This is a genomic window from Pseudomonas sp. JL23 (assembly GCF_056933585.1).
The window spans coordinates 2,227,029-2,253,095 of record NZ_CM167795.1 but is presented as its reverse complement, the minus strand read 5'-3'; the positions used below and the strand labels follow the sequence as shown (position 1 = coordinate 2,253,095).

The following is a 26,067-nucleotide window of genomic DNA, read 5'->3' as shown; positions in this document are numbered from 1 at the left end:
ATTACTCGTAGCGCAGGGCGTGAGCCGGCTCGATCTGCGCCGCACGCCAGGCCGGATAAAGCGTGGCGAGGAAGCTGAGGATAAAGCCGGCGCTGCAGATCAGTACCACGTCGCCGGTTTGCAGGTCCGACGGCAGGTTGCTGATGAAGTACACATCAGAGGTAAAGATGTGCTGGCCGCTGACCCGCTCGACCCAGGCCACCATCGCACTGACGTTGATTGCCGCAATCACCCCGAGAATGCCACCGATCAAGGTGCCGATCACACCGATCACCGTGCCCTGAACCATGAAGATGGTCATGATCTGCCGAGGCGTGGCGCCGATGGTGCGCAGGATGGCGATATCCGCGCCCTTGTCGTTCACCACCATAATCAGCGTTGCGATGATATTGAACGCCGCCACCGCGACAATCATCAGCAACAGCAGGCCGATCATGGTTTTTTCCATTTTCATCGCGCTGAACAGGCTGCCCTGGGTGTGGGTCCAGTCATCGGCACGATAATCGGCGCCCAGCCCCGTGGCGATGGCTGACGACACCTGAGGCGCGGCGTACAGGTCTTTCAGCGCCAGACGCACGCCTTGCACCTGATTGGGCTGCCAGTGCTGGATTTCGGCGGCATCGGCGACGTTGACCAGGCCCATGGAGCCATCCAGCTCGGCTCCTACCCGGAAGATGCCGACCACGGTCAGGCGTTGCAGACGCGGGGTGATGCCACCGGGTGCAGCGCTCAACTCGGGCACGATCAGGGTCAGCTTGTCGCCGACATTGAGGCGGAAACGCCGCGCGGTGATTTCGCCCAGTACCACGCCGAACTCGCCGGGACGCAAGTCCTGCAGGCGGCCCTGAACGATATGCTGGGTGACGATGGACACTTGGCTTTCCAGGGCCGGGTCGATGCCATTGATCTGGATCGGCTGCATCGCGCCCTTGTAGGACAGCATGCCGTCCATCTCGGTGAACGGCACCGCCGCCGTCACTTCCGGGTTCTTCATGGCCGCAGCGGCTACCGGTTTCCAGTCGTCGACCGGCTTGACCCCGGCGATGACCGCATGGGGCACCATGCCGAGGATCCGCGAACTCATTTCCTGCTGGAAACCGTTCATCACCGACAACACCACGATCATCGCCAGCACACCCAGTGCCAAGCCGATCATCGAGGTCATCGAAATGAACGAAATAAAGTGATTGCGACGCTTGGCGCGGGTGTAGCGCGTACCAATGAATATCGCTAACGGTCTGAACATTCGTGAAGCCCGTGAAAAAAGCACCGTGAAAAAAAGGACAGCCCCGACGCGGACAACACGCAGGGCAAGGGCAATCAGGCCGCGACCAGACGCCCGTCTTCCAGACGCAACACGCGATCCATCTGTTTGGCCAGGTTCATATCGTGGGTCACCACCAGAAACGCCGTGCGCGAGGACGTGCTCAGCTCAAGCATCAAGTCCTGAATGCCCTGGGCGGTATGGTGATCGAGATTACCCGTAGGCTCGTCGAGCATCACCAGCCCCGGCTGGTTGACCAGCGCCCGGGCGATCGCCACGCGTTGACGCTCACCACCGGACAGCTCTGACGGTTTGTGCGCCAGGCGATGGCCAAGACCGACCCGCTCCAGCAAGGCCGTGGCCCGCTTTCGCGCTTCAGGAATCGCCGTACGGCCGATCAGCAGCGGCATGCACACGTTTTCCAGAGCGGTGAATTCAGGCAGCAAATGGTGAAACTGATAAACGAAGCCCAGAGCGCGGTTACGCAGCAGGCCACGGGCCTTCTCGCCGAGGGCCGAGAGTTCTTCACCGGCCAGCCAGACACTGCCCTGGGACGGCGTGTCGAGGCCGCCGAGCAGGTTGAGCAAGGTACTTTTACCCGAGCCCGAACTGCCGACGATGGCCACCCGCTCGCCTGGATGCAGCTCCAGTTGCAGGCCGGACAACACCACTACCGACTCCGGGCCTTCCTCATAGGATTTGCCCAGGTTGCGGCAACTCAGAACTGCTTTATCACTCATGCCCGACTCACTCATAACGTAACGCCTCTGCCGGCTGGGTGCGCGCCGCACGCCAGGCGGGGTACAGGGTGGCGAGGAAACTCAGGATCAACGCTGCGCCGCAGACCATCAACACGTCCTGGGCCATCAGTTGCGACGGCAGGTAGTCGATGAAGTACACGTCCGCATTGAGAAACTTGTGGCCGATGACCTTCTCCAGCAGGGCAATCGCCGCGCTGACATTGAGGGCGGCAAAAATGCCGATGACCGCACCGATCAGGGTGCCGACCACGCCAATCACTGTGCCCTGGACCATGAAAATCGCCATGATCTGCCCCGGCGTCGAGCCCAGGGTACGCAGGATGGCGATATCGCCCTTTTTGTCGTTGACCACCATGACCAGGGTGGAAATGATGTTGAACGCCGCTACGGCCACGATCAGCAGCAACAACAGACCGATCATGGATTTCTCCATGCCGATGGCCTGGTACAGGTTGCCGTGGGTACGGGTCCAGTCACGGGCGTAGTAATTGTGCTCGCCCAGGCGCTGGGCGATTTCCCAGGAAACCCGTGGCGCATCGAACAGATTCTGGAATTTCAGGCGCACGCCCTGGACCTGGTCCGGCTTCCAGCGCTTCATCAGGGCCAGGTCGCTGAGGTTGGTGATGCCCAGGTAACCGTCCAGTTCACCGGCGCCGACATGGAAAATGCCGACCACGGTAAAGCGCTTCATGCGCGGGAACATCCCGCCCGGTGTGACGGTGACTTCCGGCGCGACGAAGGTCACCTTGTCGCCCAGCACCACGCCCAGCTTGTTCGCGGCCTTGTCACCCAGGACCACACCGAACTCGCCGGGGACCAGGTCATCGAGCTTCCCCTGCTGCATGAAGTTATCGATGATCGAAACTTTACGCTCCTGCACGGGGTCGATGGCATTAAGCAGGATCTTCTGCACCTTGCCATTGTTGGTCAGCAAACCCTGCATCTGGGTGAAAGGCGCGATCGCCTCGACCTGTGGGGTCTGCTTGATCTTGGCGGCCAGGGCCTGCCAGTCGTTGATCGGCTCGCCGGCCTCGATAGTGGCGTGGGGCACCATGCCCAGGACGCGGGTACGCATTTCATGATCAAAACCATTCATGACCGATAACACGACTATCATCACCACTACACCGAGGGCGAGGCCGATCATGGAAGTCAAGGAAATGAAAGATACAAAATGGTTACGGCGTTTTGCACGGGTGTAACGCGTGCCAATGAATACAAAAAGAGGTCTGAACATGTGGTGGCTTGTTCGAGGGAATGGGAAAGTCCTTGTAGCAGGTCCAATCGTAGCGCTTTAAACTCAAAACACTCTGACCACCGCCGCCACCATGGGTTCACCATGTCGACATTAGATGAAGAAGAACGCCGCGAATACTACCGTATCGAGGATAGTGTCGCACTGGAAATTCACCTGCTGACGGATGAAGAAGCACAGGATCCGAGCAAGGTGCAGAGCCGCTCGATCATGTTTGATCTGCTCAGCGAATTGCACATCAGCGAGTTCGAATCCCAGCACCTGCTGCGTCAGCTAGATGAGCGCGACCGGGTCATGAACAGCTTCCTCAAGGCCCTGAGCAAGCGTATCGACCTGCTCAGCAAAGTCATGGCGCAGACCATCATGGGCCATATCGGTGCACCGCAGCCGGTGATCATTTCCGAAGGCGGCCTGCAATTTCGCTCTCCGGATCTATTGCCGGTTGACGGCCTGCTGTCTCTCAAGATGGTGCTCATGCCCCAGGCTTCGGGCCTGATGGTGCTGGCCAAGGTTATTCGCTGCTCGCGCAGGCCTGACGGCGGCTTTGACGTCGGCACCGATTTCATCGACCTGCCCGACGCCCAGCGCCAGCTGCTCGCCCGGCACATTCTGCAGCGCCAGGCTCAGGCACGCCGCGAGGCCCTGGAAAAAGAACAAGCGCAACCCGACTGAATCGACCAAGAAGTGCACAACCGGCGCCTCACCGCCTCCAGGAGTAAATGTGACCCTTATCTACGGCCACCGCGGCGCTAAAGGCGAAGCCCCCGAAAATACCCTCACCAGTTTCCAGGAATGCCTCAAGCACGGCGTACGCCGTTGCGAGCTGGACCTGCACCTGTCTCGCGACGGCGAGCTGATGGTGATCCACGACCCGACCCTCAAGCGCACCACCGACCGCCGTGGCAAAGTGGTCGAGCACCTGGCCGCCGATCTGGTGACCTATGACGCACGCAAAGGCGGGCCGGGCTGGGTCAATAGCTGCCCGATTCCGCGCTTGGAAGAGCTGTTCGAAAAGTGCGATTTCGAGCACTGGCAGCTGGAAGTCAAAAGCGCATCGCGCACCCGCGCTGCCACCACCGTCCTGGCGATCAGAGAGATGGTCCAGCGCCATGGTTTGCTGGACAAAGTGACCATCACTTCGAGCTCGCGGGAAGTGCTGCGCGCCGCCCAGGAGCTGACCCCGGATATCTCCCGTGGCCTGGTGGCGGAATATGCCTGGCTAGACCCGCTGAAAGTTGCGCAGAACTACGGTTGCGAGATTCTGGCGTTGAACTGGACGCTGTGCACCCCGGAGCGCTTGAAGAAAGCTCAGAACCAGGGCCTGCATGTGTCGGTATGGACAGTCAACGAGCCCGCGCTGATGCGCAGACTCGCCGACTTCGGCGTAGACAGCCTGATTACAGACTTTCCCGGTTTGGCCACTTCCACCCTCGGGAATCGCTGAAATCGGTCTCCCCGGCCGGCTCAGGCCACCGGCCGGAGCCGCTTAAAAAAGCCGGTTGAGGCCGTCGTAAGCCGCTACCCGATAGGCTTCAGCCATGGTCGGGTAGTTGAACGTGGTGTTGACGAAGTATTTCAGCGAGTTGGCCTCACCCGGCTGGTTCATGATGGCCTGGCCGATGTGAACAATCTCCGACGCCTGGTCACCGAAGCAATGCACGCCCAGCACTTGCAGGGTTTCGCGGTGGAACAGGATCTTCAGCATGCCGACCCGCTCCCCGGAAATCTGCGCCCGTGCCATGCCTTTGAAGAAGGCCTTGCCCACTTCGTACGGGACCTTGGCCTGGGTCAGTTCGTGTTCGTTCTGACCAATCGAGCTGATCTCGGGAATGGTGTAGATCCCGGTTGGCACATCGTTGACGAAACGCCAGCTGCCATTGTCGACCACGCTGCCCGCCGCCGAACGCCCCTGGTCGTAGGCAGCACTGGCCAGGCTAGGCCAGCCGATCACATCACCGGCGCCATAAATACCCGGCACGCTGGTGCTGTAGGTTTCATCGACCTCGATCTGACCGCGACCGTTGGCCTTGAGGCCGACGTTTTCCAGACCCAGTTTGTCGGTGTTGCCAGTGCGGCCGTTGCACCAGAGCAAGGCGTCAGCCTTGATTTTCTTGCCGGACTTTAGGTGCAGGATCACCCCGTTTTCCAGGCCTTCGACACGCTCGTACTCTTCGTTATGGCGAACCATGACGTTGTTGTTGCTGAAGTGATAACTCAGGGCCTGGGAAATTTCCGAATCCAGGAAACTCAACAGTTGCTCGCGGTTGTCCACCAACTCGACCATTACCCCAAGACCGCTGAAGATCGACGCATATTCGCAACCAATGACGCCCGCGCCGTAGATGATCAGTTTGCGCGGGGTGTGGTTGAGGCTGAGGATGGTGTCGCTGTCGTAGATGCGCTTGTGAGTAAAGTCGATATCGGCCGGGCGATAGGGGCGCGAGCCGGTGGCGATGATGATCTGGTTCGCGACCAGTTTTTCCATCACGCCGTTGCCACAGACCACATTGATGGTGCGCTCGTCGCCGAAGCTGCCGACACCGAAGAACACATCGACGCGGTTGCGGGCGTAGTAGGCCGTGCGCGAAGTCACCTGCTTGGAGATGACTTCCTCGGCGCTTTTCAATACATCGGGGAACGAGAACCAGCGCGGCTCGCCAATGGCCCGGAACATCGGGTTGGTGTTGAACTGGATGATTTGCTTGACCGAATGACGCAATGCCTTGGAAGGAATGGTGCCAAGGTGGGTGCAGTTGCCGCCGACCTGGCGACGGCTGTCGACCATGGCAACCTTGCGTCCCGCCTTCGCGGCGTTCATTGCCGCACCTTCACCGGCAGGGCCGGAACCCAATACCACTACGTCGTAGTTGTAGACAGCCATGCGTACTCCTTTAGAACAGGCCGAGGCGCCACTCTGGCAGCTCTGGCTAAATCATGTCGCGGCCAGCGACATGAAGGATCGAAATTTCGAGGCGCAGTCTAAACCTGCGCCAAAGCGCCGAACATTAACCCTTGGTCGTGTCACAAGCCACTGTTTACCACGCGGTCTGTGACGTGCCATCGGTCGAAAAGCCGGTTGCGGCGAATCATAGAACGCTTGGCGGCACAAATCGCCAAAAATCCTGCAATTGACCATCCAGCCTTCAAGAAAGCGTATTTCAACCCCTGTAATAACCACGTGCGCCACTCAGGCAAGGGGCGACATAACGGCCAAATCCGACCAGTAATGGTTGTCTTTAGCCACTATTACACATATTGTTACATCTATGTCTTGTGCGCAGGCAGGGAGCCTTGGCCGAGCCAAATCAGGAACATAAATACAACGGATTCCACAGGGGTTGGCGCCGTTTCAGTGCGTGCTGAAACGATGACGGCACCTATCGATACAGCCTGAGTGAGTAAATAAAAATGGCCTCGAATACGGGCAAAGGCAAGGCGATATTTCGCGTTGTCAGCGGCAACTTCCTTGAAATGTTTGACTTCATGGTCTACGGCTTTTACGCCACGGCCATTGCCAAGACCTTCTTCCCTGCCGATAGCGAATTCGCATCACTGATGCTGTCCCTGGCGACCTTCGGTGCCGGCTTCCTGATGCGCCCACTGGGTGCCATCTTCCTCGGCGCCTATATCGACCGCCACGGCCGCAAACAAGGTCTGGTCGTCACCTTGGCCATGATGGCCATGGGTACGGTGCTGATTGCCTGCGTCCCCGGCTATGCAACGCTCGGCGTTGCGGCACCGATCCTGGTTCTGGTCGGCCGCCTGCTGCAAGGCTTCTCCGCCGGTGTCGAATTGGGTGGTGTTTCGGTCTACCTGGCAGAAATCTCCACACCGGGCCGCAAAGGCTTTTTCGTCAGCTGGCAATCGGCTAGCCAACAGGCTGCGGTGGTTTTCGCAGGTCTGCTCGGTGTTGGCCTGAACCACTGGCTCAGCCCGGCGGAGATGGGTGATTGGGGCTGGCGCGTGCCGTTTCTGGTCGGCTGCATGATCGTTCCGGCGATCTTCGTTATCCGTCGCTCCCTGGAAGAAACCCCTGAGTTCGAAGCCCGTGCCGCCAAGCATCGTCCAACCATGGGCGAAGTGATGAAGTCCATCGGCCAGAACTTTGGCCTGGTCATCGCTGGCATGGCGCTGGTGGTCATGACCACTGTGTCCTTCTACCTGATCACTGCCTACACCCCGACTTTCGGCAAGAACGAACTGCACCTGTCTGACCTGGACAGCCTGCTGGTAACGGTATGTGTTGGTATTTCCAACTTCATCTGGCTGCCAGTAATGGGCGCGCTGTCGGACAAGATCGGGCGCAAGCCACTGCTGCTGGCCGCAACCATCCTCGCTATCATCACCGCCTACCCGGCGCTGTCCTGGCTGACGTCCAACCCAAGCTTTGCCAACCTGTTGATCGTCGAGCTGTGGCTGTCGTTCCTGTACGGCTCGTACAACGGCGCGATGGTGGTTTCCCTGACCGAAATCATGCCGATTGAAGTTCGCACCACCGGTTTCTCCCTGGCCTACAGCCTGGCGACCGCGACCTTCGGCGGCTTCACTCCGGCGGCCTGTACCTACCTGATCCACGCACTGGACAACAAGGCAGCACCGGGCATCTGGCTCAGTGGCGCCGCGATCCTCGGCCTGATCGCCACCCTGGTATTGTTCCGCAAGGGCGGCCAGGCACACAAGGCGGCACAAAACGCTGTCGCTGCTGGCTGATTCACCTCCAGCTACACAAAAATGCCCCGGTTGGTGACAGTCGGGGCATTTTTATGAGCGGTTTATTTTGCCTGTGGGAGCGAGGCTTGCCCGCGAAGGCGGTATTTCAGGCCCGGATTATGTGTTGGATGCACCGGCCTCTTCGCGGGCAAGCCTCGCTCCTACAAGGCTACTTTGCAGCAAAAAAAACGCCCCGACTGGCAACAGTCGGGGCGTTTTCATTTCATCTTGCAGCTCGCGGCTCGAAGCTAGCCGCTGCTTTTACCGTGGAAAGGCTGGTGGGTTAACGCCCGCCATATCTTCCATCACGCGGACCACCTGGCAGCTGTAACCGAATTCGTTGTCGTACCAGACGTACAGGACAACACGGTTATCGTTGGCGATGGTGGCTTCGGCATCGACCACACCGGCGTGACGCGAGCCGACGAAGTCTGTGGATACCACTTCCTGGGAGCTGACGAAGTCGATCTGCTTGTGCAGGTCGGAGTACAGCGCCGTGTGACGCAGGTAATCGTTCACGTCCTCGCGGGTCGTGTTCTTTTCCAGGTACAGGTTGAGGATGGCCATGGACACGTTCGGCGTCGGCACGCGGATCGCGTTGCCGGTCAGCTTGCCAGCCAGCTCAGGCAGAGCCTTCGCCGCGGCGGTTGCTGCACCGGTCTCGGTGATGACCATGTTCAGCGCGGCGCTGCGGCCACGGCGATCGCCCTTGTGGAAGTTGTCGATCAGGTTCTGGTCGTTGGTGTACGAGTGAACCGTTTCAACGTGACCGTTGACGATGCCGTACTTGTCGTTGATCGCCTTGAGCACCGGCACGATGGCATTGGTGGTGCAGGACGCTGCCGAGATGATCTTGTCATCGGCAGTGATTTCGCCATGGTTGATACCGTGGACGATGTTCTTCAGTTTGCCCTTGCCCGGCGCAGTCAGGACTACGCGGTCGACGCCTGGGCAGGCCAGGTGCTGGCCGAGGCCGTCGGCATCACGCCAGACACCGGTGTTGTCCACCAACAGAGCATTGCTGATGCCGTACTGGGTGTAATCCACCTCGGTCGGGTTCTTCGCGTAGATCACCTGGATCAGGTTGCCGTTGGCGGTGATGGTGTTGTTGGCTTCGTCGATGGTGATGGTGCCATCGAACGGGCCGTGCACCGAATCACGACGCAGCAGGCTGGCGCGCTTGACCAGATCGTTCTCGGCGCCCTTGCGCACGACGATGGCACGCAGGCGCAGGCCGTCGCCGCCACCGGTCTTCTCGATCAGGATACGCGCCAGCAGGCGACCGATACGGCCGAAACCGTAAAGCACAACGTCAGTGCCTTTGCGCGGATTGGCGTTCTGTTGGCCAACTACATCGGCCAACTCGTCGCGTACGAACTGCTCGGCGCTGCGGCCATTGCCTTCGGACTTGAACTTCACGGCCAGCTTGCCCAGGTCCACCGAAGCGGCACCCAGCTTGAGCTCGCTCATCGCTTTGATGAGCGGGAAAGTCTCGTGCACGGACAACTCGCTCGCATCGGCCTGGCGATGACGGGCAAAGCGGTGGGCCTTGAGAATCGCGATCACTGAACGGTTGATCAGGCTACGGCCGTAGATCGAACTCACCACATTGTTATTGCGGTAGAGCTGTCCAATAAGAGGAATCATCGCTTCGGCAAGCGCTTCACGATCAATCCACTCACCTAGACACTGGTCGGGCTTCTGAGTCACGGGAACCTTCCACATGTAGGGGCTGAAAAAAGGGGCTACATTATGACCGCGCCTTTGTTTATGAGCAATGCACGGCTATCAGATCTGACGGCACTACATAATTTTCACCCCCTTGTGACAGCGCTGTCCTTCATAAGATCCGCTGTTTTTCGCCCACACAAACATTCTGAAAACAGCGTAAAGTTTCAGGCTGACTGACAGTCGTGACCTTCCACCGGTACAATCGCGGCCCCTGTCGCAACGCCTGGAGCTTTATCTTCCGTGCCCGTTCTGCGTCTACCGCTTCTTCCTGCCGCCGCAGGCAAACAACACTGGGGCAACCTGCCCGGTGCCGCCCTCAGCCTGGCCATTGCCGAGGCTGCCAGCGCCGCCAAGCGTTTTACCCTGCTCCTGACCGCCGACAGCCAGAGCGCCGAGCGCCTGGAACAGGAGCTGAGGTTCTTCGCCCCGACATTGCCGGTCCTGCACTTTCCGGACTGGGAAACCCTGCCCTACGACTTGTTCTCGCCGCACCAGGACATCATTTCCCAACGCATCGCCAGCCTGTACCGGTTGCCGGAGCTGGAACATGGCGTATTGGTAGTACCGATCACCACGGCTCTTCATCGCCTGGCACCGACCAAATTCCTGCTGGGCACCAGCCTGGTCCTGGATGTGGGCCAGAAGCTGGATGTCGAGGCCATGCGTACGCGCCTGGAGGCCAGTGGCTACCGCTACGTCGACACGGTCTACGAGCACGGCGAGTTCACCGTCCGCGGTGCGCTGATCGATCTGTTTCCCATGGGCAGCAAGCTGCCCTACCGCATCGACCTGTTCGATGACGAAATCGAAACCCTGCGCACCTTCGACCCGGAAAACCAGCGCTCCGTGGACAAGGTCGATTCCGTGCGCCTGCTCCCGGCCCGGGAGTTCCCGCTGCAGAAGGAAGAAGTCACGCGCTTCAAGGCGCGTTTCCGCGAGCGCTTCGACGTGGACTTCCGCCGCAGCCCGATCTTCCAGGACCTGAGCAGCGGCATCACCCCGGCCGGTATCGAGTACTACCTGCCGCTGTTTTTCGAAGACACCGCGACCCTGTTCGACTACCTGCCCCAAGACACCCAGGTGTTCTCCCTGCCGGGCATCGAGCAGGCTGCCGAGAACTTCTGGAACGACGTGCGCAACCGCTACGAAGAGCGCCGCTACGACCCGGAACGCCCACTGCTGCCGCCCAATGAGCTGTTCCTGCCGGTTGAAGACTGCTTTGCCCGACTGAAAAACTGGCCGCGCGTCGTCGCCAGCCAGCAGGACGTAGAAGCCGGTGCCGGCCGTGAACGCTTCCCGGCCCAGCCATTGCCTGAGCTGGCCATCGAGGCCAAGGCCACGCAACCCTTGGCGGCGCTGTCGAACTTTCTCGACCAGTTCCCCGGCCGCATCCTGTTTACCGCCGAGTCCGCCGGTCGCCGGGAAGTGCTGCTGGAACTGCTTGAGCGCCTGAAACTGCGGCCCAAGACCGTCGACGGCTGGCAGGATTTCGTCAGCAGCAAGGAACGCCTGTCGATCACCATCGCACCGCTGGACGAAGGCCTGGTGCTGGAAGACCCGGCCCTGGCGCTGATCGCCGAGAGCCCGCTGTTCGGCCAGCGCGTCATGCAGCGTCGCCGCCGGGAGAAACGCAGCGACGGCGGCAACAACGACGCGGTGATCAAAAATCTTACCGAGTTGCGCGAAGGCGCACCGGTGGTGCATATCGATCACGGTGTCGGCCGTTACCTGGGCCTGATCACCCTGGAAGTGGATAACCAGGTCGCCGAGTTCCTCGCCCTGGCCTACGCCGACGAAGCCAAGCTCTACGTGCCGGTGTCCAGCCTGCACCTGATCGCCCGTTACACCGGCAGCGACGACGAACTGGCGCCGCTGCATCGCCTGGGCTCCGAGACCTGGCAGAAGGCCAAGCGCAAGGCCGCCGAACAGGTCCGTGACGTCGCCGCCGAACTGCTGGATATCTACGCTCGCCGCGCCGCCCGCGAAGGCTATGCCTTTGCCGATCCGGCCCTGGACTACGCCACGTTCAGCGCCGGGTTCGCCTTTGAAGAGACCCCGGACCAGCAGACGGCCATCGACGCCGTGCGCGCCGACATGCTTGCACCCAAGCCCATGGATCGCCTGGTCTGTGGCGACGTTGGCTTCGGCAAGACCGAAGTGGCCATGCGCGCCGCGTTCATCGCCGTGCACGGTGGCCGTCAGGTGGCGATCCTGGTGCCCACCACCCTGCTCGCCCAGCAGCATTACAACAGCTTCCGCGACCGCTTCGCCGACTGGCCGGTGACCGTGGAAGTGATGAGCCGCTTCAAGTCGACCAAAGAGGTCAACGCCGCCGTGGCCGACCTGGCCGAAGGCAAGATCGACATTGTCATCGGCACCCACAAGCTGTTGCAGGACGATGTCAAGATCAAGAACCTGGGCCTGGTGATCATCGACGAAGAGCACCGCTTCGGTGTGCGCCAGAAAGAACAGCTCAAGGCGCTGCGCAGCGAAGTCGACATTCTCACCCTGACCGCCACGCCGATTCCGCGCACGCTGAACATGGCCGTGTCGGGCATGCGCGACCTGTCGATCATCGCCACGCCGCCAGCCCGGCGCTTGTCGGTGCGCACCTTCGTCATGGAGCAGAACAAGAGCACGGTCAAGGAAGCCCTGCTGCGCGAGCTGTTGCGCGGCGGCCAGGTCTACTACCTGCACAACGATGTCAAGACCATCGAAAAATGCGCCGCCGACCTCGCCGAACTGGTGCCCGAGGCACGAATCGGCATCGGCCACGGGCAGATGCGCGAGCGTGATCTCGAACAGGTGATGAGCGACTTCTATCACAAGCGCTTCAACGTGCTGATCGCCTCGACCATCATCGAGACCGGCATCGACGTACCGAGCGCCAACACCATCATCATCGAGCGTGCCGACAAGTTCGGCCTGGCGCAGTTGCATCAGTTGCGCGGTCGGGTCGGGCGCAGTCACCACCAGGCCTACGCCTACCTGCTGACGCCGCCACGCAAGCAGATCACCACCGATGCTGAAAAGCGTCTGGAAGCGATTGCCAATACCCAGGACCTCGGCGCCGGCTTCGTGCTGGCCACCAACGACCTGGAAATCCGTGGTGCCGGCGAGCTGCTGGGCGACGGTCAGAGCGGGCAGATCCAGGCGGTGGGTTTCACCCTGTACATGGAAATGCTTGAGCGCGCGGTCAAGGCCATCAGCAAGGGCGAACAGCCGAACCTCGACAAGCCGTTGGGCGGCGGTCCGGAAATCAACCTGCGCCTGCCAGCGCTGATTCCCGAAGCCTACCTGCCGGATGTGCATACGCGGCTGATCCTTTACAAGCGCATCGCCAACGCGGCGGATGAAGAAGGTCTCAAGGACCTGCAGGTGGAGATGATCGACCGCTTCGGCCTGTTGCCGGAACCGACCAAGAACCTGGTGCGCCTGACCCTGCTCAAATTGCAGGCCGAGCAACTGGGCATCAAGAAAATCGACGCCGGGCCGCAGGGTGGACGAATCGAATTCGCCGCCGATACTCCAGTAGATCCGCTGACCCTGATCAAGCTGATCCAGAGCCAGCCCAATCGCTATAAATTCGAAGGAGCCACGCAGTTCAAGTTCATGGTGCCCATGGAACGCCCGGAAGAGCGTTTCAACAACCTTGAAGCGCTGCTGGAACGTCTGACCCCGAAAACTGCTTGAAGGATTCACCCATGCGTTTGCTCCGCCCGTTGTTCCTGCTGCTGGTGCTGATTGCGCCTGCGGCTTTCGCCGATGGCAACTATCAGGTCGAGATGATCCTGTTCCGCCAGCTCGACGAACCTGCGGCCCCCTTGCAGTACGCGCCGGAGAACTGGTCGGCCAACGCCAGTCACTTGAGCGCCGAGAACGAACGCAGCCCGGCGCTGGGCGAAATGGCCAACAAGCTCACCGCCAGTGGCAAGTACCAGGTGCTGCTGCATCGTGCCTGGCAACAGGAGCTGAAGGCCGATCCGGTTAAAATGGCCATCAGCAGCGGCCAGGAGCAATTCGGCCACTTTCCCATCGAGGGCACCCTGAGCCTGGGCCTGTCGCGCTTTACCGACATCGCCGCCGAGTTCTGGGTCAACCGTCTCGATGCCCACGGCGTGCTGCTCAGCAGCGAACGCATGAGCCAGAGCGCACGGGTCAAGAACGGCGAGTTGACCTTTATGGACAACGGCAGCCTGGCCATGCTGGTGAAAGTCTCGCCCCTGTAATTCATCAGGGAGCGCACTGGGCGCTCCTTGCCCTTTTGTGTATCGCTTCGGCGTAGGGCTGTTCTGAACGGTGTCGTCCATCCTTGAAAAAGTCCTGGCCTCGGCCTGGACGCAATTCTTTACCGCTCAAACCCTTGAGCGCGGGCAGAGCTATGCCCGACAACAACGCATCAGGCTCAAGGAGATCGATGCCGGGACCGTCAGCACAGTGTGCGAAGGCTCAGGTAGCAACAGCTATCGACAGACCCTGAAATTCCGCGACCCGGACAAATTCACCTCCTTCCTCAATTGCCGCTGCACCTGCCCGGTGGGCAGCAATTGCAAGCACGCCGCCGCCGCCCTGTACTTCCTGCAACAGCCGCAGAATCAGGCGCAAGTCATGGCCGCCATCGACCATGCCCTGAGCGCAGCGATAGCCCGACGTATCGAGCCGGCCCCGGTGCTGCCTGAACGCCTGGTCGACACCCTGATCCCGCGCCCACGACTGATCCTGGCCAGCATCGAGTTCAGTGCCTACGAACCGCGTAACGGCCGCATGCAGCGGCATATGCAGCATCGTGCCGCCCTGGCGTTCAACTATGCCGGGCACTACGCCATCGGCACGGCCAATGTCAGCGTGCTGGTCAGTTCCCTGGGCAGTGATCTGGTCAACCAGAAGAGCGATATTCTCGAGCACCGGGAAACCGAAACCCTGCGTATCCGTCGCCAGGGCGAGATCGAGCGCCAGTACCGGCAGATGCTGCATGACCTGGGTTTCAAGGTCGCCACACGGCAGAGCAAGGCCCTGCCCGACAGCGCCGGGGACATGTTCGAGCTGCCCAACGACAAGGCCTGGCTGCACTTCGTGCTCAACGACCTGCCGCGCCTGCAGGAGCAGAACTGGGAAGTCGAGATCGATGAGCACTTCGCCTTCGATGTCACCCCGGTGGATGAATGGTATGCAGTGGTCGATGAAGAACCCCAGCGCGACTGGTTCGACCTGGAGCTGGGCATCATCGTCAACGGCGAACGCCTGAGCCTGCTGCCGATCCTGATCAACCTGTTGCGCAGCCACCCGGAATTGATGAGCGCCGCCGGTATCGCCAAGCGCCGTGACGACGAACAGTTGTTGGTCCAGCTCAACCACTTCACCCAGCGTGGCGGCGGTCCGGTACAGGTCGCCCTGCCCTACGGCCGACTCAAACCGGTACTGGCCACCCTCGGCGATTTCTACTGGCGCGAAGACGGCAATACCTCGGTACGCCTGAACAACGCCGACGCCACTCGCCTGACCGAGCTGGATGAGATCCCGCTGACCTGGCAAGGCGGTGACCGGGTAAGGCAGTTCGCCGACCGCTTGGCTTCAATCAAGGACGCGGCAGTCAGCGTCCCCGCCGACCTCAACGCTACGCTACGGCCCTATCAACTGGAAGGTTTGAGCTGGATGCAGGCCTTGCGCGAGCTGGAAGTAGGTGGCGTGCTGGCCGATGACATGGGGCTGGGCAAGACCCTGCAGACCCTGGCCCACCTGTTGATCGAGAAACAGGCCGGACGCCTGGATCGACCGGCCCTGGCGGTGATGCCAACCAGCCTGATCCCCAACTGGATGGACGAAGCCGAACACTTCACGCCGCAGTTGCGCGTGCTCGCCCTGCACGGCGCCAATCGTCATCAGGATCTGGCCAACCTGACCGACTACGACTTGATCCTGACCACCTATGCACTGCTGCCCCGGGATGTCGACATCCTTGCCAAGCAACCGCTGCATGTGCTGATCCTCGACGAAGCCCAGTACATCAAGAACCCCAACAGCAAGGCCGCCCAGGCCGCCCGTGAGCTCAATGCGCGGCAACGCCTGTGCCTGAGCGGCACACCGCTGGAAAACCACCTGGGTGAGCTGTGGTCGCTGTTCCACTTCCTGATGCCCGGCTGGCTGGGCAGCAGCAAGGAATTCAACAGCAACTACCGCAGCGCCATCGAGAAGCACGGCAACGTCGAGCGCCTGCACCACCTGAACGCCCGTATCAAGCCGTTCCTGCTGCGCCGGACCAAGGAGCAGGTAGCGACCGAGCTGCCGCCCAAGACCGAGATCATCCACTGGGTCGACCTCAACGACGCCCAGCGCGATGTCTACGAGACCGTGCGCCTGGCCATGGACAAGAAAGTCCGCGATGAAATCAGCCGCAAGGGCGTGGCCCGCAGCCAGATCATCATCCTCGAAGCCCTGCTCAAGCTGCGCCAGGTCTGCTGCGACCTGCGTCTGGTCAACGACACGCCGATCAACCCGCGCCACGGCAGCTCGGCCAAGCTGGCGAGCCTGATGGAGATGATCGAGGAACTGATCGCCGAAGGTCGCAAGATCCTGCTCTTCTCCCAGTTCACTTCGATGCTGACCCTGATAGAGGCCGAGCTGAAACAGCGCAATATCGGCTACGCCCTGCTCACCGGCGCCACCCGCGATCGCCGCACCCCGGTGCATGACTTCCAGGCAGGCAAGCTGCCGATCTTCCTGATCAGCCTCAAGGCTGGCGGCACGGGCCTGAACCTGACCACCGCCGACACCGTGATCCATTACGACCCGTGGTGGAACCCGGCCGCTGAAAACCAGGCCACCGACCGCGCCTATCGTATAGGTCAGGAAAAGCCGGTATTCGTCTACAAGATGATTGCCCGGGGCACGGTGGAAGAGAAAATCCAGCGCCTGCAGCAAGAAAAGTCAGCACTGGCCGCCGGCGTACTCGATGGCCGCAGCACCGGCGACTGGAAACTGCAAAGCGAAGATATCGCGGCGCTGTTTGCGCCGCTGCCGTTACCACCAAAAAAAGCCAAGCGCTAGCGCGGACCTGTGGAATCAACTGTGGGACCGGCTTTAGCCGGGAAGGCATATTCCCGGCTAAAGCCGGTCCCACAGACCTCCCAAAAGATGTCAAACAGCCGACAGCACCCACGCCAGCGTCGCCTTGACCTTGCCCATACCGTCATGCAGCGCCTGTTCGATCTCGGCCATGGTAATCACCGCCGCAGACTTGCCCGCCGCCGGGTTCACCACCAGGGCCAGACAGGCGTAGTCCAGTTCCAGCTCGCGAGCCAATGCCGCCTCGGGCATGCCGGTCATGCCGACGATATCGCAGCCATCACGCTCCAGGCGCAGAATCTCGGCCACGGTTTCCAGGCGCGGGCCCTGGGTGCAGGCGTACACGCCGCGATCACTGAACTCGCAACCTTGCGCGGCCAGCGCCGCAATCAGACGCGCCCGCAGCGCTTCGCTGTAGGGGTAGCTGAAATCGATATGGGTGACCTGCTCCAGATCGTCAGCGAAGAAGGTGTGCTGGCGCCCGCTGGTGTAGTCGATCAGGTCATGGGGCACGCAGAAATGCCCGGTGCCCATGGCTGGATGAATCCCACCCACAGCGTTCACTGCCAGAATGGCTTCGGCACCTGCCTGCTTCAAGGCCCAGATATTGGCCCGGTAGTTCACCTGATGCGGCGGAAAACGGTGTGGATGACCGTGGCGAGCGAGGAACATCACCTCACGCCCGGCGTACTCACCGAGCTGGATCTCACCCGACGGCGCGCCATAGGGGGTATTCATCGGCAGGGACTGGCGGATATGCAGGCCATCGAGCTGGGTCAAGCCAGTGCCGCCGATAATCGCGTAAACAGTCATGGGTAATCCTTAATCAATCAGTTGGGCATCGCGCAGTGCAGACAACGCGGCCAGCCAGCGTGGGTGCTGGCGATATTCGGTGGTGGCATAGGCCTGGCCGCGCATGCGCGCAATGCGCGGCGAAGGAGTGATTTTCAGGCGCTGGGCCGCACTCAGGGCAAGTTCGGCGCAGGCGCGGTCATTGCAGACCAGACCCATGTCGCAACCGGCGCTGAAGGCCGCTTCGATGCGACTGGCGGAATCACCGACCACATGGGCACCGGCCATGGATAGGTCATCACTGAAGATCACCCCGTCAAAGCCCAGCTCGCCGCGCAGGATGTCCTGCAACCAGCGACGGGAGAAACCGGCGGGGCTGGCATCGACCTGCGGGTAGATCACATGGGCAGGCATGACTGCCGCCAGCTGCTTGCTCAAGCGGGCGAACGGCACCAGGTCATTGGCGCGAATATCCGCCAGACGGCGTTCATCGACCGGAATCGCCACATGGGAATCGGCTTCGGCCCAGCCGTGTCCCGGAAAATGCTTGCCGGTCGCGGCCATGCCAGCGGCGTTCATGCCACGGATAAAGGCACCGGCCAACAGGGCCGCGCGCTCAGGGTTGCCTTCGAACGCGCGGCTGCCGACTACGGCGCTGCGCTGATAGTCCAGATCGAGCACCGGGGCGAAACTCAGGTCCAGACCCACGGCCAGTACCTCAGTCGCCATCAGCCAGCCGCAATGCTCAGCCAGTTGCTCGGCATCGGGGTTATCGGCGATCGCCCGCATCGCTGGCAAACGCACGAAGCCCTGGCGCAGACGCTGGACGCGACCGCCCTCCTGGTCCACCGCCAGCAACAGATCCGGGCGAACGGCACGAATCGCCGCACTCAACTCGCGAACCTGACGCGGATGCTCGATGTTGCGGGCAAAAATGATCAGACCACCCACTTCGGGGTGGCGTAGCAGTTGACGGTCTTCAGCAGTCAGCCAGGTACCGGCGACATCCACCATCAGCGAGCCTTGCAGGCCAGAACTCATATCTGTAACTCACCCTACCAAAACAATCCGGGCATGGTGCTTGATCATTGAGTCAGGTGCAATCTCAGGCCTTAGCGACGCTCGGCGTACTGGAAGCACTTTTGCTGCGCGGGCGCAGTTGCGCAGAGATCATCGCGGCATCGGTCACGCCGGTTTCGGCACGCATGCCCGCAGCGAGGAACGGAACCATCAGGCGCATGACCTGCTCGATGGAGGTATTGACACCGAAGTCAGTCTCGGCGATGGCGCGCAATGCCTTGATCCCGGACATGCTGAACGCCGCAGCACCGAGCATGAAGTGCACGCGCCAGAACAATTCGATGGGAGGGATACGCGGTGCGGCTTCGTTGACCAGTGTCATGTAGCGGCGGAACACCTTGCCGTACATGTCTTCCAGATAACGCCGCAGGTGACCCTGACTCTGACTGAAGGCCAGGCCCAGCAGGCGCATGAAGATCGACAGGTCGTTATTGCTGCGCGGCTGGACGGCCAGAGCCTGCTCCACGAGCATTTCCAGCAGTTCTTCCAGGGTCGGCTTGTGTTCAGGCTTGGCCTGATGGCGCTCGAGCTCGCGATCGAGGCTGACGCAAAACGGGCCGAGGAAGCGCGAGAATACCGCCTGAATCAGCGCTTTCTTGGAACCGAAGTGATAGTTCACCGCCGCCAGATTGACCGAGGCCTTGCTGGTAATCAGCCGTAATGAGGTTTCGGCAAAGCCTTTTTCTGCGAACAGCTGCTCAGCTGCATCGAGGATGCGTTCAACGGTTTCCGACTGGGCCATGGGTCTCTGCCTGACAAACACTTGTTTGAAACATACGTATCATACGGGTGGATTGTCAAGCCCGGCTGTTCATTATCCGGCCGCGCAGTCACGTATTTAATCATACAAGACGGGCACTGCAGACTGCCGCATGCACCCTTGAACGAGGCTTTATAACTCTGCGCCGACCAACGGATTGAAAACGACGATTGCCAAGGCGCGTTCACTGTATATAATCCCAGTCACTGTATAAAAAGACAGAGCGCCCGACATGATCAAACTGACGCCACGCCAAGCCGAGATTCTGGGCTTCATCAAACGCTGCCTCGAGGACAACGGCTACCCGCCTACTCGCGCGGAGATCGCTCAGGAGCTGGGCTTCAAGTCCCCCAATGCGGCGGAAGAACACCTAAAGGCGCTGGCGCGTAAAGGCGCCATCGAAATGACCCCGGGTGCTTCCCGTGGCATTCGTATCCCCGGCTTCGAAGCCAAGGCCGAGGAAGCCGGCCTGCCGATCATCGGCCGTGTCGCCGCCGGTGCGCCGATCCTCGCTCAACAGCACATCGAAGAATCCTGCAACATCAACCCTGCGTTTTTCCATCCCAGTGCCGATTACCTGTTACGGGTGCACGGCATGAGCATGAAGGACGTCGGTATCTTCGACGGCGACCTGATCGCCGTACACACCACCCGCGAGGCGCGCAACGGCCAGATCGTTGTCGCCCGCATCGGTGACGAGGTGACGGTCAAGCGCTTCAAGCGCGAAGGCAGCAAGGTCTGGCTGATTGCCGAGAACCCCGACTTCGCGCCGATTGAGGTCAACCTCAAGGAGCAGGAGCTGGTGATCGAAGGTTTGAGTGTCGGCGTCATTCGCCGTTAAGGAGACGTTTATGCAGTTCCTCCAAGCACCGCATGCCCAACTGCCACTGTTCGAGGTATTCATGGCCCAGCCCATTATCGCCCCGGACCTGCAAGACGTGGTCGAGACAAGCTGGCCCAACGAGCCGGAAGTGTTCAGTGAGCTGTCATTGCGCGGCGCGGCGGGGAGCTGCCTGAGCCTGATGGCTCCGGTCCTGCGCGAACTGAGCCAGGACCAGGGTTCGCGCTGGCTGACGCTGATTGCGCCGCCGGCGAGCCTGACCCAGACCTGGCTGCGGGACGCCGGTCTGAATCGTGAACGCATCCTGCTGCTGCAACCCCGAGGCACTCAAAGCGCCCTGGAACTGACCCGTGAAGCACTGCGCCTGGGCCGCAGCCACACCGTGGTCAGCTGGATCAACCCGCTCAACTCAACCTCGCGCCAGCAACTGATCACCGCCGCGCGAATCGGCGATGCACAGAGCCTGAATATTCGGCTGGGCTGAGTTTGCGCGAACCGGCGGGACCGGCTTTAGCCGGGAAGACGATATATCTGGCACAAGAAATGTGTCATTGCTGCCTGCGCCTTCCCGGCTAAAGCCGGTCCCGCACATCAGATCTCTGCCTGGATCTCCTGCGAGATAACGCTGGGTTTAGTGCAAAACCCGCGGCCCGCCGTCCTTCTCGATATCGCCTTCTGCCAGACGCCCAGCCATCTGCACGCCCATGCTCAACATCGCCTTGGCGACTTCAACATGCTGGCCGTGCAGGAACACTTTGGCGTCTTCGGAGAAGTTAAGGGTCACCAGGGACCCCTCATCTTCGGCGCGACGCAGCTCGATACGGCCGTCAGGCAATTCGACAATTTCAAGAAAAGAGGTGGGCATCAGGACAATTCTCCGCGAAAGGCGCGCATTGTAGCAGCTCACTGCCCCTGACCGTACCCCGGTAGTCGTCCGGCCTCAGCATTCACTCAAGCCTTCACGGAAGCGGATTGCCAGGCCCTTGAGCTGTTGGCGCCAGCTTTCCAGCTCTTCGCGGGTCAGTTCCATCTCCGGTTCGTCGTCCAGATTGACCGCAACGATCAATGGCTGGGTGACATCGCCTTTCGGTTTTTTCGGGGCGCTCGGCGGCAGGTACAGCGCGCGATAAGCGCTCAGCAGGCGTGCCAGCCAGGTCTCGGACTGCCCGGCCAGTTCGATCAGCTCGGCCATTTCCGGAATCTGCACAGTCTTGAGGACTTCCGGCGTCAGCAGGTCTTCCGCACGCGGGGAATTGGCCTGGGGCAGGCGATAGAAGCCGGCAATCTCATGGCACAAGCCCAGCAAGGCGCCATACAGGTGGAACAGGGCCGATTCGCGCTCGGCCTGCAACAACGCCTGAGAATTGATCGCCCGCCCCTCCTGCGCCTTGCCCAGGGCCTCCAGGGAGAGGCCGGCAAAGTAAATCTTCTGGTTGGTGCGGGTATAGAGTTCGTGGGCCATGGCGGCAGCCTCATTAAAGTTGGGGGACGAGCACACCCCTGAAATAAAAAAACCCTCGGTGTAACGGGTACACCGAGGGTCCATTCAGCCATTTAACCGGTCAGCGATCAACGCTTGTCTTCAACCTGCCAGGCCTTGCCGTCGAAGAAGGCGCGCCAACCAGTCGGTTTACCCTCCACTTCGGTCTGCACATATTGCTCCTTGCTCTTGCGGCTGTAGCGGATTACCGCTGCACGACCGTCAGGATCCTTCTGCGGTGCATCGCAGAGGAAGTGGTACTTAGGATCGATCTCCGACTTGTGCGGCACAATCTCCATGACCAGCGGTGCACGGGTCTCGCGGTTTTTCGGGAACTGGCTGGCAGCCAGGAACAGACCCGAAGCACCGTCACGCAGGATATAAGTGTCGTCGACCTTCTCGCACTTGAGTTCCGGCATTTTCACCGGGTCCATCTTCGGCGGTGCTGCTTCACCGCTTTTCAGCAGCTTGCGGGTGTTCTTGCAGTTGGTGCAGCCGAAGAACTTGCCGAAACGGCCGGTCTTGAGCTGCATTTCGCCGCCACACTTGTCGCACTCAACGCTCGGGCCTTCGTAACCCTTGATACGGTAGGTGCCCTCTTCGATCTCATAGCCGGAGCAATCCGGATTGTTACCGCAGATGTGCAGCTTGTGTTTCTCGTCCAGCAGGTAAGCGTCCATCGCCGTGCTGCAGATCGGGCAACGATGCTTGCCGCGCAGTACGCGGGATTCGGACTCACCCTCGTCATCCTCGGCAATCTCGTCGCCGGGGGTAAGGTTGACCGTGGCCTTGCAGCGTTCTTTCGGCGGCAGGCTGTAGCCCGAGCAACCGAGGAATACGCCGGTGGACGCAGTACGAATCTGCATCGGACGACCGCAGACCTTGCATGGAATGTCGGTCATGACCGGCTGGTTGGCGCGCATGCCGCTGTCCGGTGCTTCAGCTACTTCGAGTTTCTTCTTGAAGTCGCCGTAGAACTCGTCGAGCACGCTCTTCCAGTCACGCTCGCCCTGGGCCACGTCATCGAGGTTCTCTTCCATACCGGCGGTAAAGCCATAGTCCATCAGGTTGGAGAAGCTCTCGGACAGACGCTCGGTGACGATATCGCCCATCTTTTCCGAGTAGAAGCGGCGGTTGTGCAACGCCACGTAGCCACGGTCCTGGATGGTCGAAATGATCGCCGCGTAGGTCGATGGGCGGCCGATACCGCGTTTTTCCATTTCCTTGACCAGGCTTGCCTCGGAGTAACGCGCAGGCGGCTTGGTGAAGTGCTGAGTCGGATCGAGCTTGATCAGCTTGAGGTTGTCGCCCTGAGCCATGTCGGGCAGAACATCGTCGTCGCCCGGCTTGGTTATCTGCGGCAACACCTTGGTGTAACCGTCGAACTTGAGGATACGGCCCTTGGCGCGCAGCTCGAAGGTTGCGGCCATGACGCTGACGGTGGTCGACAGGTATTGTGCAGGCGGCATCTGGCAGGCCACGAACTGGCGCCAGATCAACTCGTACAGGCGCTCGGCGTCACGCTCCATGCCCGTCAGCTTGCTCGGGTGGGTGTTAACGTCGGACGGACGAATCGCTTCGTGCGCTTCCTGGGCACCCTCTTTGCTGCTGTAGACGTTCGGCGACTCCGGCAGGTACTTCTTGCCGAATTCGTTCTCGATGTAGTCACGAGCCATACTCACGGCATCGGCCGAGAGGTTGGTGGAGTCGGTACGCATGTAAGTGATGTAGCCCGCTTCATACAAGCGCTGAGCCATCATCATGGTCTTCTTCACGCCGTAGCCCAGGCGGTTGCTCGCGGCCTGCTGCAGCGTCGAGGTGATGAAGGGTGCCGACGGCTTGCTGCTGGTCGGTTTGTCTTCACGCTTGGCGATGTTGTAGGCGGAGGCTTTGAGCTTCTCCAGCGCTGCCATGGCCTGGGCTTCGTTCAGCGGCTTGAAGGCTTCGCCGTTCTCGCGGGCCACTTCGAAGCGCACGTTGGCGCCCTTGGCGGTGCCCAGATCGGCGTGGACTTCCCAATATTCTTCGGGGTTGAACGCACGGATCTCGCGCTCACGCTCCACGACCAGTTTCACCGCCACCGATTGCACACGACCGGCGGACAGGCCACGGGCAATTTTCGCCCAGAGCAGCGGCGAGACCATGTAGCCGACCACACGGTCGAGGAAACGCCGCGCTTGCTGGGCGTTGACCCGATCGATATCCAGCTCGCCGGGCTGCGAGAACGCTTCCTGGATAGCCTTCTTGGTGATTTCGTTGAACACCACACGCTTGTAGCGGCTGTCATCGCCACCGATGGCTTCGCGCAGGTGCCAGGCAATGGCTTCCCCCTCGCGGTCCAAGTCCGTTGCGAGATAGATGGTGTCGGCATCCTTGGCGAGACGGCGCAGCTCTTCGATCACCTTCTCCTTGCCGGGAAGGATCTCGTATTTGGCTTTCCAGCCGTGCTCAGGATCGACGCCCATGCGCGAGACCAGCTGCTTGGTAGCCTTCTCTTTAGGCGTCAGTACCGGACCTTCACCCACAGCGGCCTTGCCACGCTTGGCAGCAGGCTCTTTGGCGGCACTGGCCGAACCGCTGGTGGGCAGGTCTCGGATATGGCCGATACTCGACTTCACCACGTACTGGTTGCCCAAATACTTGTTGATGGTCTTGGCCTTAGCCGGGGATTCCACAATGACCAGCGATTTGCCCATGGATCAGAAAATTCCTGAATCTAGATATGAATGACAGTTGGAGCCAGATGTCGAGGCCCCGCTATATATAGTGGCTACAAGGTGAGGTCAAGCACAGGCTGTTGTGCGAACTCGCCTCAACCCTTGGAAAACAGACTGGGTTCGGCCTGGACCAAAGCAAAGCGCGGCACTTGTTCGCCGTCAACCTCGACTGACTCCAGAAACATGTTCAACGGCCGTACCCACAAGCCGTAATCACCATACAGGGCTTGATAGAAAACCACTTCTTCCTCGGTCTCGGAATGTCGGGCGACACTGAAAACGCGGTACTCGGGGCCTTTGTAATGGCGGTAGAGACCTGGCTGTAACTTCATATTGCGGCCCTCACAAGACACGAAAAAAAGCTTCAATTTATTTTTTTACAAAAATACAAAAGCCGGGGCACCTGGCCCCGGCTTGTGTCACCCGAACGAATCAGACCCGCTCGAAGACCGTGGAAATACCCTGGCCCAGACCGATGCACATGGTCGCAACACCGAGGTTGCCACCATTCTGCTTCATGACATTGAGCAAGGTGCCCGAAATACGGGCGCCGGAGCAACCGAACGGGTGACCCAGGGCAATGGCACCGCCGTGCAGGTTAACCTTCTCGTTCATCTTGTCGAGCACTTTCAAATCTTTCAGTACTGGCAAGGCCTGTGCAGCGAAAGCTTCGTTGAGCTCGAAGAAGTCGATATCGGCGATGCCAAGGCCGGCACGCTTCAAGGCTTTCTGCGTAGCAGGGACCGGGCCATAACCCATAATCGCCGGGTCCACACCCGCCACGGCCATGGAACGGATCACCGCCATCGGCTGGATCCCCAGGTCCTGGGCACGCTGTGCCGACATGACGATCATGCACGAAGCGCCGTCAGTGATCTGCGAGGAAGTACCGGCCGTCACTGTACCGCCTTTCGGGTTGAAGGCCGGCTTCAACGCCGCGAGGCTTTCCAGGGTAGTTTCCGGGCGAATGGTTTCGTCGTAGTCGAAGACCTTGAGGAAACCGTTCTCGTCATAACCCTGCATCGGGATGATCTCGTCCTTGAACTTGCCTTCGACCGTGGCCTTGTGGGCCAACTGGTGCGAACGCACGCCAAAGGCGTCCTGCTGCTCACGGGTGATGCCGTGCATCTTGCCGAGCATCTCGGCCGTCAGGCCCATCATGCCCGAGGCCTTGGCCGCGTACAGGGACATATGCGGGTTCGGATCGACACCGTGCATCATGCCGACGTGGCCCATGTGCTCGACACCGCCGATGACAAACACATCGCCGTTACCGGTCATGATCGCCTGCGCGGCAGTGTGCAGCGCGCTCATGGACGAGCCGCACAGACGGCTGACGGTCTGGGCTGCCGAGGTATGCGGGATCTGGGTCAGCAGCGAAGCCATGCGAGCAATGTTCCAGCCCTGCTCCAGGGTCTGGTTGACGCAGCCCCAGATCACGTCTTCGACTTCGGCCGGATCGATCTTGTTGTTGCGCTCCAGCAGCTTGCTGATCAGGTGCGCGGACATGTCCTCGGCACGGGTGTTGCGGTGCATGCCACCTTTGGAGCGGCCCATCGGAGTGCGACCGAAGTCGACAATCACGACGTCTCTTGGATTCAAACTCATAAAATT

General features: G+C 60.6%; 21 protein-coding genes. 8 read left to right on the top strand and 13 right to left on the bottom strand.

The annotated features are described in order from the left end of the window. Position 1: 1 nt before the first annotated feature. From AC1Z24_RS10570 to AC1Z24_RS10560, 3 genes are all read right to left on the bottom strand, one after another. Entirely contained in the window at positions 2-1,246 is a 1,245-nt protein-coding gene (locus AC1Z24_RS10570; RefSeq protein WP_483745595.1) for a lipoprotein-releasing ABC transporter permease subunit, read from the bottom strand. Between the two features lie 74 nt (positions 1,247-1,320). Next, positions 1,321-2,004, bottom strand: a complete 684-nt coding sequence (gene lolD / locus AC1Z24_RS10565) for a lipoprotein-releasing ABC transporter ATP-binding protein LolD (RefSeq protein WP_483745594.1) — start codon at positions 2,002-2,004, stop codon at positions 1,321-1,323. 7 nt (positions 2,005-2,011) lie between these two features. Further along, a complete protein-coding gene (locus AC1Z24_RS10560) occupies positions 2,012-3,262 on the bottom strand; it encodes a lipoprotein-releasing ABC transporter permease subunit (protein ID WP_483745593.1) in 1,251 nt (416 codons plus the stop codon). A 102-nt stretch (positions 3,263-3,364) separates the two neighbouring features. Between AC1Z24_RS10560 and AC1Z24_RS10555 the strand changes: the two genes are divergently transcribed. Together AC1Z24_RS10555 and AC1Z24_RS10550 are read left to right on the top strand one after the other, a co-directional pair. Next, positions 3,365-3,952: a PilZ domain-containing protein gene (locus AC1Z24_RS10555; RefSeq protein ID WP_483745592.1), complete on the top strand. Its 588-nt coding sequence runs from the start codon at positions 3,365-3,367 to the stop codon at positions 3,950-3,952. Positions 3,953-4,001: 49 nt separating this feature from the next. Continuing rightward, entirely contained in the window at positions 4,002-4,724 is a 723-nt protein-coding gene (locus AC1Z24_RS10550) for a glycerophosphodiester phosphodiesterase (protein WP_483745591.1), read from the top strand. A gap of 42 nt (positions 4,725-4,766) precedes the next feature. Here the strand turns inward: AC1Z24_RS10550 and sthA are convergent, their stop codons facing one another. Beyond that, positions 4,767-6,161, bottom strand: a complete 1,395-nt coding sequence (sthA, locus tag AC1Z24_RS10545) for a Si-specific NAD(P)(+) transhydrogenase (RefSeq protein WP_483745590.1) — start codon at positions 6,159-6,161, stop codon at positions 4,767-4,769. 527 nt (positions 6,162-6,688) lie between these two features. Here sthA and tcuC point away from each other — a divergent pair. Next, the gene (gene tcuC / locus AC1Z24_RS10540; RefSeq protein WP_483745589.1) at positions 6,689-7,990 is read left to right on the top strand and encodes a tricarballylate/proton symporter TcuC; all 1,302 of its coding nucleotides are present in this window, start codon (positions 6,689-6,691) and stop codon (positions 7,988-7,990) included. A 261-nt stretch (positions 7,991-8,251) separates the two neighbouring features. On the opposite strand, the gene AC1Z24_RS10535 is transcribed toward tcuC, so the two are convergent. Further along, the gene (locus AC1Z24_RS10535; RefSeq protein WP_483745588.1) at positions 8,252-9,715 is read right to left on the bottom strand and encodes a glyceraldehyde-3-phosphate dehydrogenase; all 1,464 of its coding nucleotides are present in this window, start codon (positions 9,713-9,715) and stop codon (positions 8,252-8,254) included. A gap of 246 nt (positions 9,716-9,961) precedes the next feature. Here AC1Z24_RS10535 and mfd point away from each other — a divergent pair, with 246 nt between their 5' ends. The 3 genes from mfd (at position 9,962) to AC1Z24_RS10520 (ending at position 16,765) form a co-directional block, all read left to right on the top strand. Next, on the top strand, positions 9,962-13,414 hold the full coding sequence (gene mfd / locus AC1Z24_RS10530) for a transcription-repair coupling factor (RefSeq protein ID WP_483745587.1): 3,453 nt from the start codon (positions 9,962-9,964) through the stop codon (positions 13,412-13,414). An 11-nt stretch (positions 13,415-13,425) separates the two neighbouring features. Beyond that, positions 13,426-13,950 (top strand): peptidoglycan binding protein CsiV, encoded by a 525-nt coding sequence (locus tag AC1Z24_RS10525; RefSeq protein WP_259100625.1) that lies wholly within the window; start codon positions 13,426-13,428, stop codon positions 13,948-13,950. 70 nt (positions 13,951-14,020) lie between these two features. After that, positions 14,021-16,765, top strand: a complete 2,745-nt coding sequence (locus AC1Z24_RS10520; RefSeq protein ID WP_483745586.1) for a DEAD/DEAH box helicase — start codon at positions 14,021-14,023, stop codon at positions 16,763-16,765. Between the two features lie 90 nt (positions 16,766-16,855). Here the strand turns inward: AC1Z24_RS10520 and AC1Z24_RS10515 are convergent, their stop codons facing one another. The 3 genes from AC1Z24_RS10515 to AC1Z24_RS10505 form a co-directional block, all read right to left on the bottom strand. Then, positions 16,856-17,596: an S-methyl-5'-thioinosine phosphorylase gene (locus AC1Z24_RS10515; protein WP_483745585.1), complete on the bottom strand. Its 741-nt coding sequence runs from the start codon at positions 17,594-17,596 to the stop codon at positions 16,856-16,858. Positions 17,597-17,605: 9 nt separating this feature from the next. Continuing rightward, a complete protein-coding gene (nagZ, locus tag AC1Z24_RS10510) occupies positions 17,606-18,604 on the bottom strand; it encodes a beta-N-acetylhexosaminidase (RefSeq protein WP_483746592.1) in 999 nt (332 codons plus the stop codon). A 76-nt stretch (positions 18,605-18,680) separates the two neighbouring features. Continuing rightward, positions 18,681-19,397 (bottom strand): TetR family transcriptional regulator, encoded by a 717-nt coding sequence (locus tag AC1Z24_RS10505; RefSeq protein WP_483745584.1) that lies wholly within the window; start codon positions 19,395-19,397, stop codon positions 18,681-18,683. 250 nt (positions 19,398-19,647) lie between these two features. Here AC1Z24_RS10505 and lexA point away from each other — a divergent pair, with 250 nt between their 5' ends. Together lexA and sulA are read left to right on the top strand one after the other, a co-directional pair. Continuing rightward, entirely contained in the window at positions 19,648-20,256 is a 609-nt protein-coding gene (gene lexA / locus AC1Z24_RS10500; RefSeq protein ID WP_259100632.1) for a transcriptional repressor LexA, read from the top strand. 10 nt (positions 20,257-20,266) lie between these two features. Continuing rightward, complete coding sequence (gene sulA / locus AC1Z24_RS10495) at positions 20,267-20,740, top strand: SOS-induced cell division inhibitor SulA (protein ID WP_483745583.1); 474 nt, start codon at positions 20,267-20,269, stop codon at positions 20,738-20,740. A 147-nt stretch (positions 20,741-20,887) separates the two neighbouring features. Here sulA and AC1Z24_RS10490 read toward each other — a convergent pair whose 3' ends face one another. From AC1Z24_RS10490 to fadA, 5 genes are all read right to left on the bottom strand, one after another. Beyond that, entirely contained in the window at positions 20,888-21,121 is a 234-nt protein-coding gene (locus AC1Z24_RS10490; protein ID WP_483745582.1) for a hypothetical protein, read from the bottom strand. A gap of 75 nt (positions 21,122-21,196) precedes the next feature. Then, on the bottom strand, positions 21,197-21,718 hold the full coding sequence (locus tag AC1Z24_RS10485) for a DUF6586 family protein (RefSeq protein ID WP_483745581.1): 522 nt from the start codon (positions 21,716-21,718) through the stop codon (positions 21,197-21,199). A 107-nt stretch (positions 21,719-21,825) separates the two neighbouring features. Continuing rightward, positions 21,826-24,432, bottom strand: coding sequence for a type I DNA topoisomerase (topA, locus tag AC1Z24_RS10480; RefSeq protein ID WP_483745580.1), 2,607 nt, complete (start codon positions 24,430-24,432; stop codon positions 21,826-21,828). Positions 24,433-24,548: 116 nt separating this feature from the next. Next, entirely contained in the window at positions 24,549-24,785 is a 237-nt protein-coding gene (locus AC1Z24_RS10475) for a DUF1653 domain-containing protein (protein WP_259100642.1), read from the bottom strand. 100 nt (positions 24,786-24,885) lie between these two features. Continuing rightward, positions 24,886-26,061: an acetyl-CoA C-acyltransferase FadA gene (gene fadA, locus AC1Z24_RS10470; RefSeq protein WP_259100644.1), complete on the bottom strand. Its 1,176-nt coding sequence runs from the start codon at positions 26,059-26,061 to the stop codon at positions 24,886-24,888. Positions 26,062-26,067 lie beyond the last annotated feature (6 nt).